14 protein-coding genes and 1 pseudogene are annotated in these 16,200 nt (G+C 35.8%); 1 reads left to right on the top strand and 14 read right to left on the bottom strand.

What is annotated here, in order from left to right; translation table 11 throughout:
- Positions 1–35 precede the first annotated feature (35 nt).
- The 14 genes and pseudogenes from B2145_RS16160 to B2145_RS16095 all read right to left on the bottom strand — a co-directional run bounded on the left by B2145_RS16160 (position 36) and on the right by B2145_RS16095 (position 15,582).
- Positions 36–1,811, bottom strand: coding sequence for an alpha-L-fucosidase (locus B2145_RS16160; RefSeq protein ID WP_291104587.1), 1,776 nt, complete (start codon positions 1,809–1,811; stop codon positions 36–38).
- 65 nt (positions 1,812–1,876) lie between these two features.
- The gene (locus B2145_RS16155; protein WP_291104584.1) at positions 1,877–4,327 is read right to left on the bottom strand and encodes a TIM-barrel domain-containing protein; all 2,451 of its coding nucleotides are present in this window, start codon (positions 4,325–4,327) and stop codon (positions 1,877–1,879) included.
- Between the two features lie 70 nt (positions 4,328–4,397).
- The gene (locus B2145_RS16150; RefSeq protein ID WP_291104581.1) at positions 4,398–5,270 is read right to left on the bottom strand and encodes an IS1595 family transposase; all 873 of its coding nucleotides are present in this window, start codon (positions 5,268–5,270) and stop codon (positions 4,398–4,400) included.
- Positions 5,271–5,378: 108 nt separating this feature from the next.
- Positions 5,379–6,890, bottom strand: coding sequence for a family 43 glycosylhydrolase (locus tag B2145_RS16145; protein WP_291104578.1), 1,512 nt, complete (start codon positions 6,888–6,890; stop codon positions 5,379–5,381).
- A gap of 179 nt (positions 6,891–7,069) precedes the next feature.
- Positions 7,070–7,669 (bottom strand): glycoside hydrolase family 5 protein, encoded by a 600-nt coding sequence (locus B2145_RS16140; RefSeq protein ID WP_291104576.1) that lies wholly within the window; start codon positions 7,667–7,669, stop codon positions 7,070–7,072.
- Positions 7,670–7,687: 18 nt separating this feature from the next.
- A pseudogene (locus B2145_RS16135) lies at positions 7,688–7,780 on the bottom strand (IS1595 family transposase); the annotation flags it as partial.
- A 180-nt stretch (positions 7,781–7,960) separates the two neighbouring features.
- Entirely contained in the window at positions 7,961–8,797 is an 837-nt protein-coding gene (locus B2145_RS16130) for an amidohydrolase family protein (protein ID WP_291104573.1), read from the bottom strand.
- Positions 8,798–8,806: 9 nt separating this feature from the next.
- Positions 8,807–9,604, bottom strand: coding sequence for an SDR family oxidoreductase (locus B2145_RS16125; RefSeq protein ID WP_291104570.1), 798 nt, complete (start codon positions 9,602–9,604; stop codon positions 8,807–8,809).
- Positions 9,605–9,624: 20 nt separating this feature from the next.
- On the bottom strand, positions 9,625–10,638 hold the full coding sequence (locus B2145_RS16120) for a zinc-binding alcohol dehydrogenase family protein (protein ID WP_291104568.1): 1,014 nt from the start codon (positions 10,636–10,638) through the stop codon (positions 9,625–9,627).
- Between the two features lie 436 nt (positions 10,639–11,074).
- Positions 11,075–11,413 carry an L-rhamnose mutarotase gene (locus B2145_RS16115; protein ID WP_291104566.1) on the bottom strand — a complete coding sequence of 113 codons (339 nt, stop codon included), beginning with the start codon at positions 11,411–11,413 and terminating at the stop codon, positions 11,075–11,077.
- A 6-nt stretch (positions 11,414–11,419) separates the two neighbouring features.
- Complete coding sequence (locus tag B2145_RS16110; protein ID WP_291104563.1) at positions 11,420–12,274, bottom strand: fumarylacetoacetate hydrolase family protein; 855 nt, start codon at positions 12,272–12,274, stop codon at positions 11,420–11,422.
- Between the two features lie 59 nt (positions 12,275–12,333).
- Entirely contained in the window at positions 12,334–13,098 is a 765-nt protein-coding gene (locus B2145_RS16105; protein WP_291104561.1) for an SDR family NAD(P)-dependent oxidoreductase, read from the bottom strand.
- A gap of 364 nt (positions 13,099–13,462) precedes the next feature.
- Complete coding sequence (fucP, locus tag B2145_RS16100) at positions 13,463–14,764, bottom strand: L-fucose:H+ symporter permease (protein ID WP_291104559.1); 1,302 nt, start codon at positions 14,762–14,764, stop codon at positions 13,463–13,465.
- Positions 14,765–15,045: 281 nt separating this feature from the next.
- On the bottom strand, positions 15,046–15,582 hold the full coding sequence (locus B2145_RS16095) for an alpha-L-fucosidase (RefSeq protein ID WP_291104602.1): 537 nt from the start codon (positions 15,580–15,582) through the stop codon (positions 15,046–15,048).
- A gap of 329 nt (positions 15,583–15,911) precedes the next feature.
- On the opposite strand from B2145_RS16095, the gene B2145_RS16090 reads away from it, so the two are divergent.
- Positions 15,912–16,124 (top strand): hypothetical protein, encoded by a 213-nt coding sequence (locus B2145_RS16090; RefSeq protein ID WP_291104557.1) that lies wholly within the window; start codon positions 15,912–15,914, stop codon positions 16,122–16,124.
- The last annotated feature ends 76 nt before the right edge of the window (positions 16,125–16,200 follow it).

Below are 16,200 nucleotides of genomic sequence, written 5' to 3'. Positions count from 1 at the left end.
AATAATGAACAATTCCCTAATTATTATTAAAGCCCTCATTCAACCTCGAACACAATAGCGGTTGCAAATGGCATTTTCGCAGGACAAGTGATAGCAAGGCCATCGGCTTCCAGTTTCCATTGCAGTTTGCCGTTATATCCGAGTAGCTTCACATCTTTAACAGGCTTGCTAAAGTACTTCGCATCTGTACCAAGAGATTTGATTTTCAACTGTGCTCCCGGAGCAGGTACGTTCATACAAAATGCATAAAGTGCACCGCTTTTACCAATGGTGAAACGAATGTCCTGAGCATCAAACTTAAACTCCGCATGCTTACGATTCAATGCACCACCCGGAAGCATTTTTAACTTGCCGTTGACTTGTTCTCCTTCGCCGGGAATAGTCCATGCACGGCTTCCGTAAACAGCTTCTCCATTACGACGCATCCAGACACCAACTTCTTTCAACATTTTAAGGCTTCCTTCATCCAACGAACCGTCGGGTAGAATAGAAATACACAGTGCTGCATTGCCGTCACGGGCAATTGCTTCGATGATATACCGAATCATCATTCCTGAATCGTAGGTAAAGCCCGGCGCATAAAACCAGTCACCAACCGGTGCCTCCGCAATCCAGGGTTGATCGGTTTTGATGTTTGCCGGAATACCAAATTCCTCGGTATTTACTGTGCCGTTGGTCTTTTTTCGGAATTTTACAATGCTGAAAGTGTTCACCTCACCACGTTTTTTAAGTGTGCGGTTATAGTAATCGGCAATGACCGTTTGCATGGCATTGGCTTTGAGTCCGGTACCAGTACCATTTCCTGTGAAGGGTCCCTGAACCGTGCCGTCCGTATAGATAAAGTCAGGGTCGTAATGTTCCACTACATCCATCATCCTTAACGCCCACCTTGTGGCATACCACTTTGCATATTCAAGGTGATTCGTAAATATGCCTGCAGGCGGGGGCGACCATGGTGAGTAAGCAGCCGCAGTTACACCTTTGTACTCGCGCAGATTAATACCGTAAAGCAAACGCGGATCATATCCTTCCCACCATTTACCTTTGCCATCGGCAAGCGTCAGGTTTCCATCATAAGGTACACCTTTTTTAGTACCTTCTTTATCACTTCCAAAAGCCGTTTGCCACCACCACCATGTATATTCGTGGTGGAATGTTACGCCATAATGCATTCCATTTGCACGACAAGCTTTCGCCCATTCACCAATTAAATCGCGTTTAGGACCAATATTGACAGAATTCCATGGTTGATACTTTGAATTCCACATATCATAATTATCGTGATGCACCCCTTGAATCATCAAGAAACGAGCACCTGCTGCTTGGTAAATTTTTGTAAGCGCAGCCGGGTCAAGCTTTGTCGGATTCCAATCGCGCAAGACTTCCTTATAGCCAAACTCGGATGAATGACCATATTTCTTGAGATGATTCTTGTAGGCAGTCGTGCCCGGCTTATACATTTTCCGTGCATACCAGTCACCGCTCTCGCCGGCGGATTGAGGTCCAAAGTGAACCCAGATACCGAACTTTGCCTCGCGTAGCCATGCAGGTACTCCTGGATAATTCTTCTCTATGGATTCCCACGTCGGCTTGAACGGACCGGAAGCTATGGGAATGTCCAGCTTCATTTCTGGAAACGATCTCCAATCTCCCATAGTAACACTGTCTATTGGTAGTTTGGGCGGTACTTCAGGAAACGGTGGCAGCAAATAGGGTTCAGCACTCGATTTCGTATTTGCGTTCTTATTTTGGGCACTCAAACCAAAAACAGTTATCGAAATAATAAAGATAATTCCTAAAATTCTTTTCATGGTTTATTTATTTAGTTTTCTATGCAGAATTCTTTCATCTCAATACTAATTTGTAACCTTTTCTATTACAGTTTAATTGAGATTTTTTTTCCTTTATAAGTTACTACTTTATCAAACTTATTACCAGCTGCAACGATTACAATATTAAATTTACGAGTTGTAAGCATTCCAGGAAACGAACCTTTTCGGTCGTTGATGGTCAGCATCTTTTTTGCATCGTTCCAGGTAAAATTTATGGTTGAATAAATTCCTTTTTCGTAGTCGTAATTATCGTTTTCGTCTTCGTACAATGTAAACTCACCATTAGCTCCGGGGTAAACACGGATTTCGAGGTTATCCCATTTTTTTTCGGTGGCATACTGCACTTGTGGCCCGAACGGAATGATACTTCCTGCCTTAATGTACAAAGGAATCTCATCGATTGTTGTTGATTTTACTATTTCCTGACCACCATTGATTTTCTCGTTTGTCCAGAAGTCATACCAAACTGCTCCTTCGGGTAAATAGACTTTCGTAGATTTAGCCTGAGTGAAGTTCACTGCTGTACTTTTATTTTCATTATCTGATTCTTCTTTATTCCAACCGGTTTCAGCGTTTGATTTTAAAATAGTTTCCGGAGTATATTGCGCATGAACAACCGGAGCTACCAATATTGATTTACCAAACATATACTCGTTGTTCATGTCTCTAACGTTCTTATCATTAAAGTCCATCACCAAAGCGCGCATGATGGTAGATTGGCTATTCGTAACCGTCCAGGCAGTAGAGTAAATATAGGGTAACAACGAATAACGCAAATTAATTGTTTTTGCTATCGCATCGTAGATTGTCTCGCCCTTTTTCCCAAAGTTATATATTTCTCTGGGGATATCTGTACCGTGCGAACGCATCATTGGTGTAAATGCCCCGAATTGAAGCCAGCGAACATACAGTTCCTGAAATGAAGGATTTCTGGCACCAGATCCATCGTTCCAATTCTTGTTATACGCTCCAGCAAAAAAACCACCGATATCAGTATTCCAATAAGGAATAGCACTCATGGAAAAGTTGAGGCCTGCCGGAATCTGATTGCGTAACGATTGCCAGGAAGAATTCACATCGCCCGACCATGTATTGGCTCCGTAACGTTGTTGACCGGCAAATGCCGAGCGGGTAAGGATAAATACACGTTTATCCGAATTTGCAGCACGCTGGTGTTCTGCAACTCCTCCTACCGTCATCAACGGGAAAGCATTACGTACTTTACGGAATGAGCCAAGATAGGTTTGAATGTCGAAATCGGAAGTTTTGAAATTCATGTGATCAGGTTCCGATGAATCCATCCACCATCCGTCAATTCCCAGTGAAAAAAGCCCTTTATTCAGATACTTCCAGTAAATATCACGTGCTTCAGGGTTATATGGGTCGTAAGGTTCTACGCCTGATGGATAATCGCGATTTGGAGGCCATGTGTCCAATCCAGATAGAGGCCATGTTCCAAAATTCAAAAGCATACCCTTAGGTTTCATTTCGCGGTATTGCTTTGTTTGTGGACCAAATGAAGACCAGATGGAAATAATCAGGTGGGCATTCATGTTATGAATATCTTCAACCATTTTCTTGGGGTTAGGAAATTCGGAGTTGAGAAATTCCATCGAGTTCCACAGGTAATTATTGCCCCAGTATTGCCAATCCTGAATGATACCATCAAGTGGCACACCTATTTCACGGTATTTTTTTACTACACCCACCAGTTCGTTTTGGCTTTTGTAGCGTTCTTTACTTTGCCAATAACCGAAGGTCCACAACGGAAACATAGGAGCTTGTCCGGTCAGTTCGCGCATACCGGCAATTGATCCATCGATATTTCCGCCAAGCATAAAATAATAATCAATACAATCACCAACATTCGATTTGAATGAGGTAACTTCAGGCTTGTCTTCAAATACTGTTGGTGAGTAATTATCCCAAAATAATCCGTAGCCTTTTGCAGAAACAAGGAAAGGAACATAGTCATCCGTATTTCCTTGAACCATATTGATTCTTGCGTTTCGAAGTGACAATTTACCTCGTTGTTGTTGTCCTAGACCGTAAATTGATTCCTCTTTGTCTAGCGTGAATAATTGATTGATAGTGTAGGTTTTAGATCCAGCATCATTGAAATCTGTAAAAGTTGCACCTGATTCTTTCTCCGATAAAAGTGATGCTCCAGCAAGTGAATAAAACGATATCTTACCCGATTTTACATTTACATCAACTTTCAACTTTTCACTTTTCAACGAAACTATATCAGCTTGTTGATTGACAGTAAACTTAGTGATTTGAGGCTTTTTTATCACCGTTAAGCTTTCTTTAGTAACAGCTTTCCCAACAGGAGATTTCAAAACTCTCACTGTGGATGGTCCATAGAATTGAATTTCAACATCAATTGAATTGATTTTGGCTTTGATACCTAAATCTGTTTTTTGAAACGACTGTGCTTTAATTCCTAAGGTAAGAACCAACAGCAACATTAGTACTAGATTGTTTTTTTTCATAAATAATTTAATTTTAGTTTTAAAGTTTTTTTGAGGTGTTCATTTATTCACCTATTATAATACATTGATATTAAGCCTTTTGAATATTAATCATTCTGTTTATAAGTATGTAAAATATATTTTCCTTGTAAATCGATCTATTAATTCGGTAGCTAAACTTGTCTAAATAGTTCTGAATATGCTCTTTATGAACCCAAGAAAAAGTACTTCTCAACCAAGATTTTACTTGATGAATTATAGTATGCAATTCTTTTGATGATTTGCCTTTGTCGCTTTTAATCTGTTTCAAATCAAACTCTTTTTTTAATGGATTATAACCAGTCCATTTGTCTGTTTTTATTGTTGCAGATTTAGAAATATGTTTATCAAATATTTTGCGTATTTCTTTACACGAATAATCTTCAAGTTGGTCAAAATATACTCTTTTGATTCCGCCAGTATTATTTGTTTCAACGGCGATTATCAACTTCTTTTTTTTTGAATCATTACTCCTTCCTTGCTTAAGATCTTCTTTACCTCCAAAAACAAATTCATCAACAAAAACCTGTCCAATCATTGGCTGCGAAGCACTACTTGCCATGCTAATTCTAACTTTTTTAATAAAATTAGTTGCCGTAGTTCTACTGATTTTTAATCGTTTTGCTATTTGTTTTGTAGAGAAACCTTTTGTGGTTGCACTCATCTCAAAAACAATTGTAAATGCTTTTCTCAAACCAAATCGAACTCTGTGAAAAATAGTATCTACAATTGGGCTTTCAATATGATGACAAGCGTTACAATCCCTTGCAAAATTCTTTTTACGAATAGTGAATTTTGTGTGATTGCATTTCACACATTTAAAACCTTCTCTCCACTTTATTTCTGCTAAATATTCTAAACAATCTAAATCCGTTTTGAACTTATCGGTGAATTCTAAAATACTTTCTCCTATAAATTTTTCCATACTTTTAAATATACATAAATATCATAAGTAATTATCAGAACAGCTCAAACCATTTTTTATTAGAAATTAAAGACATAGAAAAAAAACTATACTTACTCCAAAAATTGATTATAATTTCTGATAAACAAAATTCTTGAATTTAACAACTCCATCACCCATAGCGCAAAGTCCAAGGCGCAAACTCAAAAAACCGCCAAGTGCATTGTGATGTAGTCCAGACACTTCGAAAGAATTTTGAACTTTAATCCATTTTATTTTATCTGTACTATAATACATATTTACAGTGTTATTACTATTTTTTAAACGAAGGTAAACATGTTTTTTAATTACATTTTCTTCAGTAGTAAATTGCGATTCTCGAATGTTTCCTAAAATATTTGTATTATCTGCCAATATACCTGAAAAGGCATTATTGTCATTATAAAACAACACCAAGCCACCAATTGCATTACCCTCAATTAGCAGTTCAACTTCTGCCATATAGGAATGGTCAGATGGAATATAAAGCAAAGGAGAACAGTTAGCAATTGAATTGCCTTTGGTTTTAAGCGATAAAGTATTATCAGCCAAACTGAATCGACTTGGATCGTATTCTCCAAAAAATTGCCATTGTAGTTTTAAATCATTCCCATCAAAAGTATCATTTAATGTAAAAGTTGATTTTGGAGCTGCGCCCAAAGGTTTTTTTATTGGTTTGTCTGTTTTTATAGCATCAGGAAATTTGAACCATCCGTCTTTTGTCCATTCTACAGGTTGAAGTAGGGTTTGACGCCCCATATTGTAATGACCATTTTCATATGCGTGAAAAACCATCCACCACTGTTGATTTGTATCTTCAAATAAAGTACCGTGTCCTTTAGACCACCATTTTTCAGAGCGATCTACGGTTCGAAGGATTGGATTATTTGGTGAATTTTCCCATGGCCCAAGTGGTGATTTGGAACGTGCCGAAATGATCATATGACTCGTGGCAGGACCAGCTGTTCCACCTTCGGCTGTTGTAAGATAATAATATTCACCTCTTTTTACAATTTTAGGCCCTTCCATACAAAAACATTCAATAATGTAATCTCTAGGTATTGGCCAACCACTATATACTTGATTATATTTTCCAACAACGGAAAGACCGTCTTCGGACAAAGGAACATATCCACCGCTACTAAAATACAAATAACGATTTCCATCTTTATCTGTAATGTGTCCAGGATCGATATTACCAATATTTAAGTCGACTGGATCACTCCAAGGGCCTTCAATTTTATCTGCTTTTATAACATAATTTGTATTATTAGCAGGAAAATAAATATAATATTTGTTTTTGTATTTAACTAAATCTGGAGCCCAAACAGACCCAACATATTTGTGCAATGCATGAGTTACAGGTATCCAATTAATCAAATCTTTAGAATGCCAAATGAGCAAGCCAGGATAATATTCAAATGAAGAGTGCACAATGTAATAGTCATTACCATCACGTAATAAACTTGGATCTGGGTAATCACCTGCAAAAATAGGGTTTAAAAAATAACTACTTCCTTTATTGCTAATATGCTTTTGATACTGAGCGTTTAAAGAAAAAGGCAGTTTGACAAGCAAAATAAGGAATACTAATTTTTTCATTGAAATTTATTTTAATTAAATATATTTTACAAAAGCAATAGGTTCAAGTCTATAAAATAATCATTAACTTGAACCTCTTTTTTTTATTTTAATCCTTCTTGTAAAGCTGTTAAAGCCCGTATGTCAAATACGGTATTATTGGTTCTGTTGAAAATAGCCGAAGCATTTGTGCCCATATTTCAAGCATCCGAATAGAAAGGTAACAATCCATTAGCTTTAGCTTGTTTTACAACATATTTCAAGTAATAAGCTCTTGAATTTAAATGTAACGTTAAATCATCACCTGTGAGTGAAGTTCTTGTTATTGCTCTAAATTCTCCTAAAATAACTGGAATTCCTTTGTCTACAAATTTGGTTTTCATAAATTTGAAGAATGCATCCAATTCTGCTTCTTCTCCCCCGTTTGCATTACGAGTTAAATCAGTTGTTGAATGATAACTAGCTTCCCAATAATAGAACATTTTACCCCAAGTAGCATCTTCAGTCATAAGACAAAATTGATATGGTGTATAATAATGTACTTCTGCCATCAATCTTTTTTCTGCAGAATCGGTAGGTAAAGTTGTCATTAAATTATTTGTTTTTTCAATATCCGTTAAAGGTCCTTGAATAACTAAAGTACAATAGCCATTTTTACCACCTGTAGAACGTACTGCGTCTATAAACTTTTGATGATAAGATGTCAAAACAGCCATTTGAGTTGCATTTTCCACATTAGGTTCATTGGCACTAGCAAAAAGAAGATACTCATCAAAATATCTTAACTGAGTTGTAATCACTAATTTAAAACCTTATCTCCACTTTATTTCTGCTAAATATTCTAAACAATCTAAATCCGTTTTGAACTTATCGGTGAATTCTAAAATACTTTCTCCTGTAAATTTTTCCATACTTTAAATACACAATAAATTATAAGTAATTATCAGAACACCTCAATATATTTATATAAATTCCTACCTTAATAGCTTACTTTCAGAAGAAAAAACCTTCTACAACATGAAACTAGCTTGTTGAATTATCCAATACATTCAAAATGAAAAGCTCCTTTTTAATTGTCTACACAATTGCTTTCAGGAATCGAGTTTATAAAAAGTATTGGCATTGCTATACCAAATAAGATCCTGCTCTGGAATCGGTAATTGTGAAATATATTCCTCAAGAGTTTTTACAACCAAATTATAGTTTGCGGCAAGATTACAAACGGGCCAATCAGAACCAAACATTAGGTTTTCTTTTGAAAAATTTTCAAAAATCACATCGAGATAAGGTTTTAGATCATCTGATTTCCATGTATGCCAATTTGCCTCAGTAACCATTCCTGAAATTTTACACATCACATTTTCTGCTTTTGCTAACTCCTTGACGCCCTCTTTCCAGTATTGGATTGCCCCCAATTTTATGTCCGGTTTGGCAATATGGTCTATTACAAAGGCTTGATCTGGAAAAGAATTAACCAAATCTATAGCTGCCGGCAATTGACGATGAAAAATGAGAATGTCATAGGTGTAATTATATTGTTTTAACTCTCTAATGCCGTTTCGAAAATCATTTCTTAGCATAAAATCATCTGATTCCCCCTGTACTACATGCCTAAAACCTTTCAGCTTTTTTTGGGTTGAAAAGATAGCGAGTCGCTCGGCGATATTTTTATCTAATAAGTCTACCCATCCTACCACACCTTTTATAAAATCATTTTTAGCGGCTAAGTCTAGCAGGAAATTAGTTTCTTCTTCGGATTGGTTTGCTTGAACTGCAATACAACCCGAAAAACTATTTTCACTGAGTAATGGCAAAAGATCTTCAGGCAGAAAATCCTTTTGAATTTTCTGCATCGATTCGTCAATCCAACTATCGCGAATAGGATCGAATTTCCAAAAATGTTGATGGGAATCTATTCGTTTATTCATACCATTAATCTAATTTTTATCATTTATCAATGCACGGTCCAGATGCACATAGCCTCCATCAACAAAAACGAATTGTCCGGTAGTATGGGAAGACCGATTAGAGATAATAAACAATGCAGTATCTGCTATTTCTTCAGGGCTTGTCATCCTAGCTTCAAACGGTATACTTTTATTTATTTTTGCCAGTACCGTTTCACCACCCGGAAGTGTATTTATCCAATCTTCATAAGCGGGTGTATAACATTCTGCAATTATAAGGGCATTCGAGCGTATGCCATATTGAATTAAGTCAACTGCCCATTCTCGGGTTAGAGCTAATACTCCACCTTTTGCAGCAGCATATCCAGAAGTTCTGCCTTGTCCCGTTAAGGCAACTTTAGATCCAATATTGAGAATATTTCCCTTAGACTCCTTGAGATAAGGAAGCGCAAACTTGGTTAATAAAAAATAGCTGACCAGATTCAGTTTTAAAGAGTCCATGAACTCCTCATAACTGGCATCTAATCCTGTTCCATCATTTACTCCAACGTTATTGATAACAGCATCTATTCGTCCGTATTTTTCAACAATTTTTTGTACCGCAACTTCCATTTGCTCCAGATTGGTTACATCCGTTTTCACAAATAGCGAATCCAAACCTCTTTTTTGAAGTTCTTCGGCATAGCCATAACCTCTGTCGTTACGGTCTAAAATTACAGGTATTGCACCTTCATCAGCCAGTCTTTTTATAATGGTCGCACCAATACTTCCTTGCTTTCCTGCTGATCCTGAAACGACTATTATTTTATCTTTTAATCTTAAATCCATACTATTTTTAATTTTTTAGTTTAATCCAGTTCTATCAACGCTTTGATGACGTTATTTTTTGGATCAATCAACTTTTCAAATTCAGTTATCATTTCTGTAAAAGAGACCCTGTGGGTAATGTATTTCTTTGGGTCTATTTTACCGTTTTTAAGGCATTCCATCACGTAGAGAAAATCATCTTTTGTTGCATTTCTACTACTCATTAGAGTTGATTCACGTTTATGAAAATCAGGGTGGCTAAAACTGAGTTCACCCTTTTGCAGACCCACTAAAACAAATCGTCCACCATGGGCTATGTAATTAAAAGCGCTGTTCATAACATTGCGGTTACCAGTTGCATCTATAACAACTGTAGGCATATCTCCGTTTGTTATTTCCATAAGTCTTGCCGTGACATCTTCATTTGCAGGATTTATGGAAGCATCAGCATTAAGTTCTTCTTTACAAAAACGCAGCCTGTATTCGTTTATATCCATGGCTATTACTTTTGCCCCTGCTATTTTGGCAAATTGTATCAGGCCAATTCCTATAGGTCCAGCTCCCATAACAAGTACCGTATCGTTTGCCTTTACGGCAGCCCTTCTTATACCATGTGCCGCTATGGCAAGCGGTTCAACCAGTGCTAGTTGGTCGTAATCCAGTCCATGGCCCTGCAGTAAATACTGTTCAGGTATGGTAATATACTCCGCCATACCCCCATCAATATGAACCCCAAAAACCTTAATCTTTGCACAGCAGTTTGTAAGTCCGTTTCTGCAAGCCACACATTCACCACAATGAAAGTAGGGTATAAAAGTTACCTTATCCCCTGGTTTGAAGTCTTTTGCATTACCTTCAATATATTCAGCAGCGAGCTCATGTCCTAAGATTCGTGGATATTCAAAATAAGGCTGTGTACCGCCAAAGGCATGGATGTCTGTGCCGCAAACTCCTATCTTTCTAACCTTTAATAATACTTCACCATCCTTGCGCACCGGCATAGGTTTTTCTTTTAATTTAAACTTATGGGGTTTCTCACATACTATATATTTCATCTCTTAAAATTTTTCTTTATGATTATTATCGGTTTAATTCGGTTTCCAGTTTTTCTAATGATTTTCATTTAGTTTCCAACACTAATTTGTAAACAAGTTACTCTGAGATTTACTTTTTGAATAAAAACACATTCTTTGTATTAACTATGAAGTCCTGTCCAAATGCTCATGCCCAACAGCAACATAAATTAACTTTCCTTTAGCATGACTGAATTTTTTAGACAAAATAAAAGTCAACCATATTAGTAATCCCGTCAGCAGTGGTCATTCTTTTTTTCGAACGGAATCGTATCCAAAATTTATCTTAACCGAGTCTTCAAATGTTTTTAACCCAAGTTTCTATGCAATGATTCCGTAAATATTCCTAATTACTTTCATATTACCCCAAACTAGAAGTCTTTTACGGGATGATACATCCAAAAATGTTGATAACTATTTATTTTAATTCAAATATTTTTTCCATCAGTACCCATTTTTCTCCAGATTTCGCCCCCGGTAAGGCCTGTTGAAATTTCCACATCAATTCTTCCCATTCCTGAACTTTAGGATTATTGGCATCCATTGTTGCTTTTTTTTCGAAAGAAAAATCTTCATTGGCTTCAATAATCATAAACATGCGATTTCCAAAGCAGTAAATGTCAAGGAGGCTAATCCCCGAATCTTTAATACTCTTTATAATTTCCGGCCAAACTTCTTCATGGTACCCCTTGTACTCGGCGATCAACCGTGGATCTTCTTTTAGATCTAAAGCCAAACAATATTTTTGTGTTTTCATAATTAATTACTTATTAAAAGTTATCGCCACTTGTTTACTAGATCCCAGACCTTCCATCCCCAACTCAATTACATCCCCTGCTTTGATATAAATTGGTTCTGGTTTAATCCCCAAACCAACTCCTGGAGGCGTTCCTGTGCTGATAACATCCCCTGGAAGCAATGTCATAAACTGACTAAGGTAATGAACCAAGAAAGGAATTTTGAAAACTAAATTGGATGTATTGCTGTCTTGGAATTTTTTTCCATTTACCGCCAACCACATCGACAAATTATCTACATCTGCAATTTCATCTTTTGTTGCCATAAAAGGACCAAGGGGTGCGAATGTATCACATCCTTTTCCTTTCGCCCATTGTCCTCCGCGTTCCAGCTGATAAGCTCTTTCGCTGTAATCGTTGTGCAAACAATAACCCGCAACATAATCCATCGCATCGGCTTCTTCCACATAGCTGGCTTTTTTTCCTACCACAAATGCCAATTCAATTTCCCAATCGGTTTTATCGCTGTTCTTAGGAATTATTAAATCGTCATTCGGTCCACACAAGGCAGTAGTCGATTTAAAAAAAATAATAGGCTCTTCCGGTATCGGCGCATTGGTTTCCAGACAATGGTCTACATAATTTAATCCAATACAAATGATTTTTGAAGGTCTTGCTATTGGCGAACCCAAACGCACAGAGGCATCAACTTCAGGCAAAGAGGGATTGCTTTCCAAAGCTATTTTTAATTTTTCCAATCCATTTTCTTCAAAAAATCCTTCATTATAGTCTGTAATAATCGACGAAACATCAAATCTTTTTTCTCCAATTAAAATACCTGGTTTTTCTATACCAACTTCTCCAAAACGTATTAGTTTCATTTATCTATTTTTTTATTATGATTATTTTTTATAATTATATCTATATGAATAAGGCGGCCTTAATTGTTTAATTTAATAAACCCTCCATCAATAGGATAATCACAACCCGTAATAAAACCAGCTTCATCACTGCATAAGAATAAAACCAAAGCCGCCACTTCTTCGGGTTTAGCCATACGTCCTATGGGTTGTGATTTTGATAATTTTTCAAACATTTCGGCTTCCTGACCCGGATAATTTTTGGAAATGAATCCATCCACGAAAGGAGTATGCACTCGTGCCGGAGAAACGGAATTGCAGCGTATCTTTTCGGCCATATAATCTTTGGCCACCGATAAAGTCATTGCCATTACTGCTCCTTTGGCCGTAGAATAAGCAAATCGATCCGGAATGCCTACCCAAGCCGCAATCGAAGCCATATTCAGAATAACACCTCCACCTGAATTTCTAAATTGTGGTATGGCAGCATACAAACAATTGTATACTCCCTTGACATTTATGTCCATAACACGGTCAAAATCTACTTCTGATGTTGTATCCACTTTGCCTATATGGGCAATTCCTGCATTATTTATAAGAATATGAATATTTCCTATTTTTTCAAATGTAGCCAATACCTCTTTTTGATTTGCCACATTACATGCATAGGAAAAAACTTTTCCTCCAGATTTTTGAATTTCATCAACCGTATCCTGTGCGCTCTCAATCGATAAATCTATAATGTGCAATTCTGCCCCTTGTTTTGCAAACAAAGTCGCAATTGCCCTTCCTATTCCGCTGCCACCGCCTGTTACTACAGCTTTTTTATTTTGTAATGAAAACATAGTTTTACTAGATTTTTAATTTTTAGATTTAATCTGTTATGATTTAGATTTCACAATCTACGTCATCTAAATTATAACTCTTAATTACTACAATGACACTCCTCGTTTCCATGGGATGAAATCATCTTGGTTCAATTATACAGTTTTAGGTATGATTTCTCCATTGGTTGCTTTAATACAATACTCCAGAATGTCTTTTGCCATTTCATTTCTTCAATGGTTTTTTTCCACTGATCACCGCTCTACAATCGATATCGATAATATAATTCATTTTTTAACCAAAATAGAATTAGTAGCCACCAGTATATTATTATCAGGGTGTATTTTCAATACCAATCTTTTAACTCTTTTTCTAACATACTAATTAATTTAGAATTTTTACTTTATTAGTTTTATGGACATTCAATGCAAACAATAGTATCACAGAAAAACAAGTTAAGGGAACAAAATAACCGTTTTGTATACTTCCCGTTTTATCTGAGATTAATCCCAAAACCGGAGGCAATAACGCACCGCCCACAATTGACATGACAATTAATGATGAACCAATTTTAGTATTATGCTCCAAACCATCAATTCCCATAGAAAAAATGGTAGGAAACATGATACTCATAAAAAAGCCAATGGCTATCAAGGTATAAACAACTAGCATTCCTGTCCCCATTATAGCTATCACCGACAACAAAATATTGATGGTTGCATATAACAATAATAATTTTCTTGGTTGAACATACTGCATAAAGAAAGTACCTGCAAAACGTCCTAACATGAAAGCCAATCCGAAAAAACCTAAATATTTTGCAGCTGTACCCTCTTCGAGACCTGCTGTGGTGGTAGCCATTTTTATAAAAAAACTAGCAACACAAACCTGTGCGCCCACATAAAAGAATTGTGCCGTAATTCCCCATCTTAATTTTGTTGATTTTAAGGCCATACCAAAACTCGCTCCTTCTATCCCCTCTTTATCTTCCTCTTTCACGTCTGGCATTTTCGTGAGATAAAATACCACTGCTACTGCCAAAATAATGAGTCCTAAAGTAAGATAAGGCATTTTGACACTTGCGGCTTCTGTGGCTATATATGAATGCAATTCTGCCGAAGCCATTCTGTCCATTTCAGATTGGCTAAGATTTTTTCCGGATAATATCATCGGACCTATAAAAGTAGGAGCTATAAATGCTGCCAATCCATTGAAAGACTGAGAAAAATTCAAGCGTTTAGTGGCTGTTTCGGCGGGTCCCAGTATAGTCACATAAGGATTAGCGGCCGTTTCCAAAAAGGTAAGTCCGCATGCGATAATGAACAAAGCCCCTAAGAAATAGATATATTGTAATGAGTTGGCAGCAGGTACAAATAAAAGACAACCTAAGCCAAATAAGACTAATCCAATCATAATACCGGATTTATATCCATACTTCCGCATGATATAACCCGCGGGCAAAGCCATGACAAAATAAGCAATGAAAACAGAAGAGTCTATCAAGGACGATTGTAAATCAGAAAGATTAAAAGCTTTTCTTAAATGAGGAATTAGAATAGGATCCAGATTGTGAACGAAACCCCAGAAAAAAAATAAACTGGTAACCAATATAAAAGGAAATAACAAATTTTTATTTTCTTTGGAAACAACTTTGTTTTGAACAACCGATTGAACATTTAGTGCCATAAATATTTTATTGAATTTATATTATTTTAGAATTCGAAAGACATAACTACTAAGGTATATTTCATAGTTCAATATTATCTTTGCTTGATTACTGATTTTTGGTAAAGTTATTATTTGAGACTTATTTGAATTGTTAGTTTGTTTTAGAAGTCCTTCTTCATTTTCTTTGATAAGTATGTTATAAATTATAATTTTATTTTAAGGTATAAAGTTGTTGGAATGGTGTTCTAAAACTTTAATACCATTTATTATTGTTTTGTTTCTAATCTGAAGACATGTTCTTAATTGATCTTTAATACATAAGCATAATTAAGTTCGGGTCTATTACTAGGTAGAATTACTTCTAGACCATCTTCTTTCCGTACAAATTTAAGTTCCCCTGCTCCCAAAAGTTCAATACGATTAATGGAATCTAATCTCATTGGATTTCCCATAGAAAGACTTTTGATTAAGGTTTTCCCATTTTCAGGCCATCCAAGTCCAATTACATACAAAGAATTACCTTTAGTTGTAAAACGGTAATCCAACGCACTAAATGGCTTACCCCCGCCTTCGTTGAAACCTTGGGCTGATAGTGGTGCCGCACTTTCTTGTGCTGGACCTTCACCAAAAACAGTCCATGGTCGTGTATTGTATATGGCTTCACTATTTATTTTCATCCATTGACCAATTTCTAAAACTACATTTCTTTCATCTTCATCTATTGTACCATCGCCTCGTAAGGGTATGTTTAAGCATAAATTACCGTTTTTACTCACTACATCGATAAGAATATGAATTACCGTTTTTGCGGATTTGTATTTATGTTCTTCAAAAATGGAACGTTTGTAATAACATTCTCCAATTCAGCAAATCTTGTTTGCTGTACAATTTAAGTAGTAAAAACGATATAATGTCGTGTTTTACTTTTATATAAATTGTTTTAATTATTTGACAAACAATTAAATAATTACAATAGTTTTAATAATTACGACAACAAATCGTTTCAATTACTTAATGTTATAAATAAGTATTATGTAAATATTTATCATATAAATTATATTATTTATTGTTTTTGTGTAAAATATAAATACAAATGTAAATGGTATTCCAGTTGTGTTTATTATTCAAAAACGATTTTTTATTATCAAAAAACGATTTTAAAATTATGTCTAAAAATATTTTTAAATATTTCCTCTCTTTATTACATATAGATTATGTGAAACTTGATCAAAAATGGAATTACAATAATGTAATTAGTCCTTATTATCGTTTGTATTATATTGAAGAAGGAAATGGGTTTGTTTCGGATAGTTCGGGGTGCTTAACTTTAGAACCGGGTTATTTATATCTGATTCCGAGTTTTACAATTTGCAACTGAATTGTGATGAGTATCTGAGTCAATATTTCATTCAATTTTTTGAAGAATCTCCCGATGGAATTTCATTGTTTAATCA

Origin of the sequence: Flavobacterium sp. UBA5153, assembly GCA_002413745.1 — a bacterium.
Lineage (GTDB): Bacteria > Bacteroidota > Bacteroidia > Flavobacteriales > Flavobacteriaceae > Flavobacterium.
Note: the sequence above shows the minus strand (reverse complement) of the source record. Positions and strands in the feature narration are given on the sequence as shown.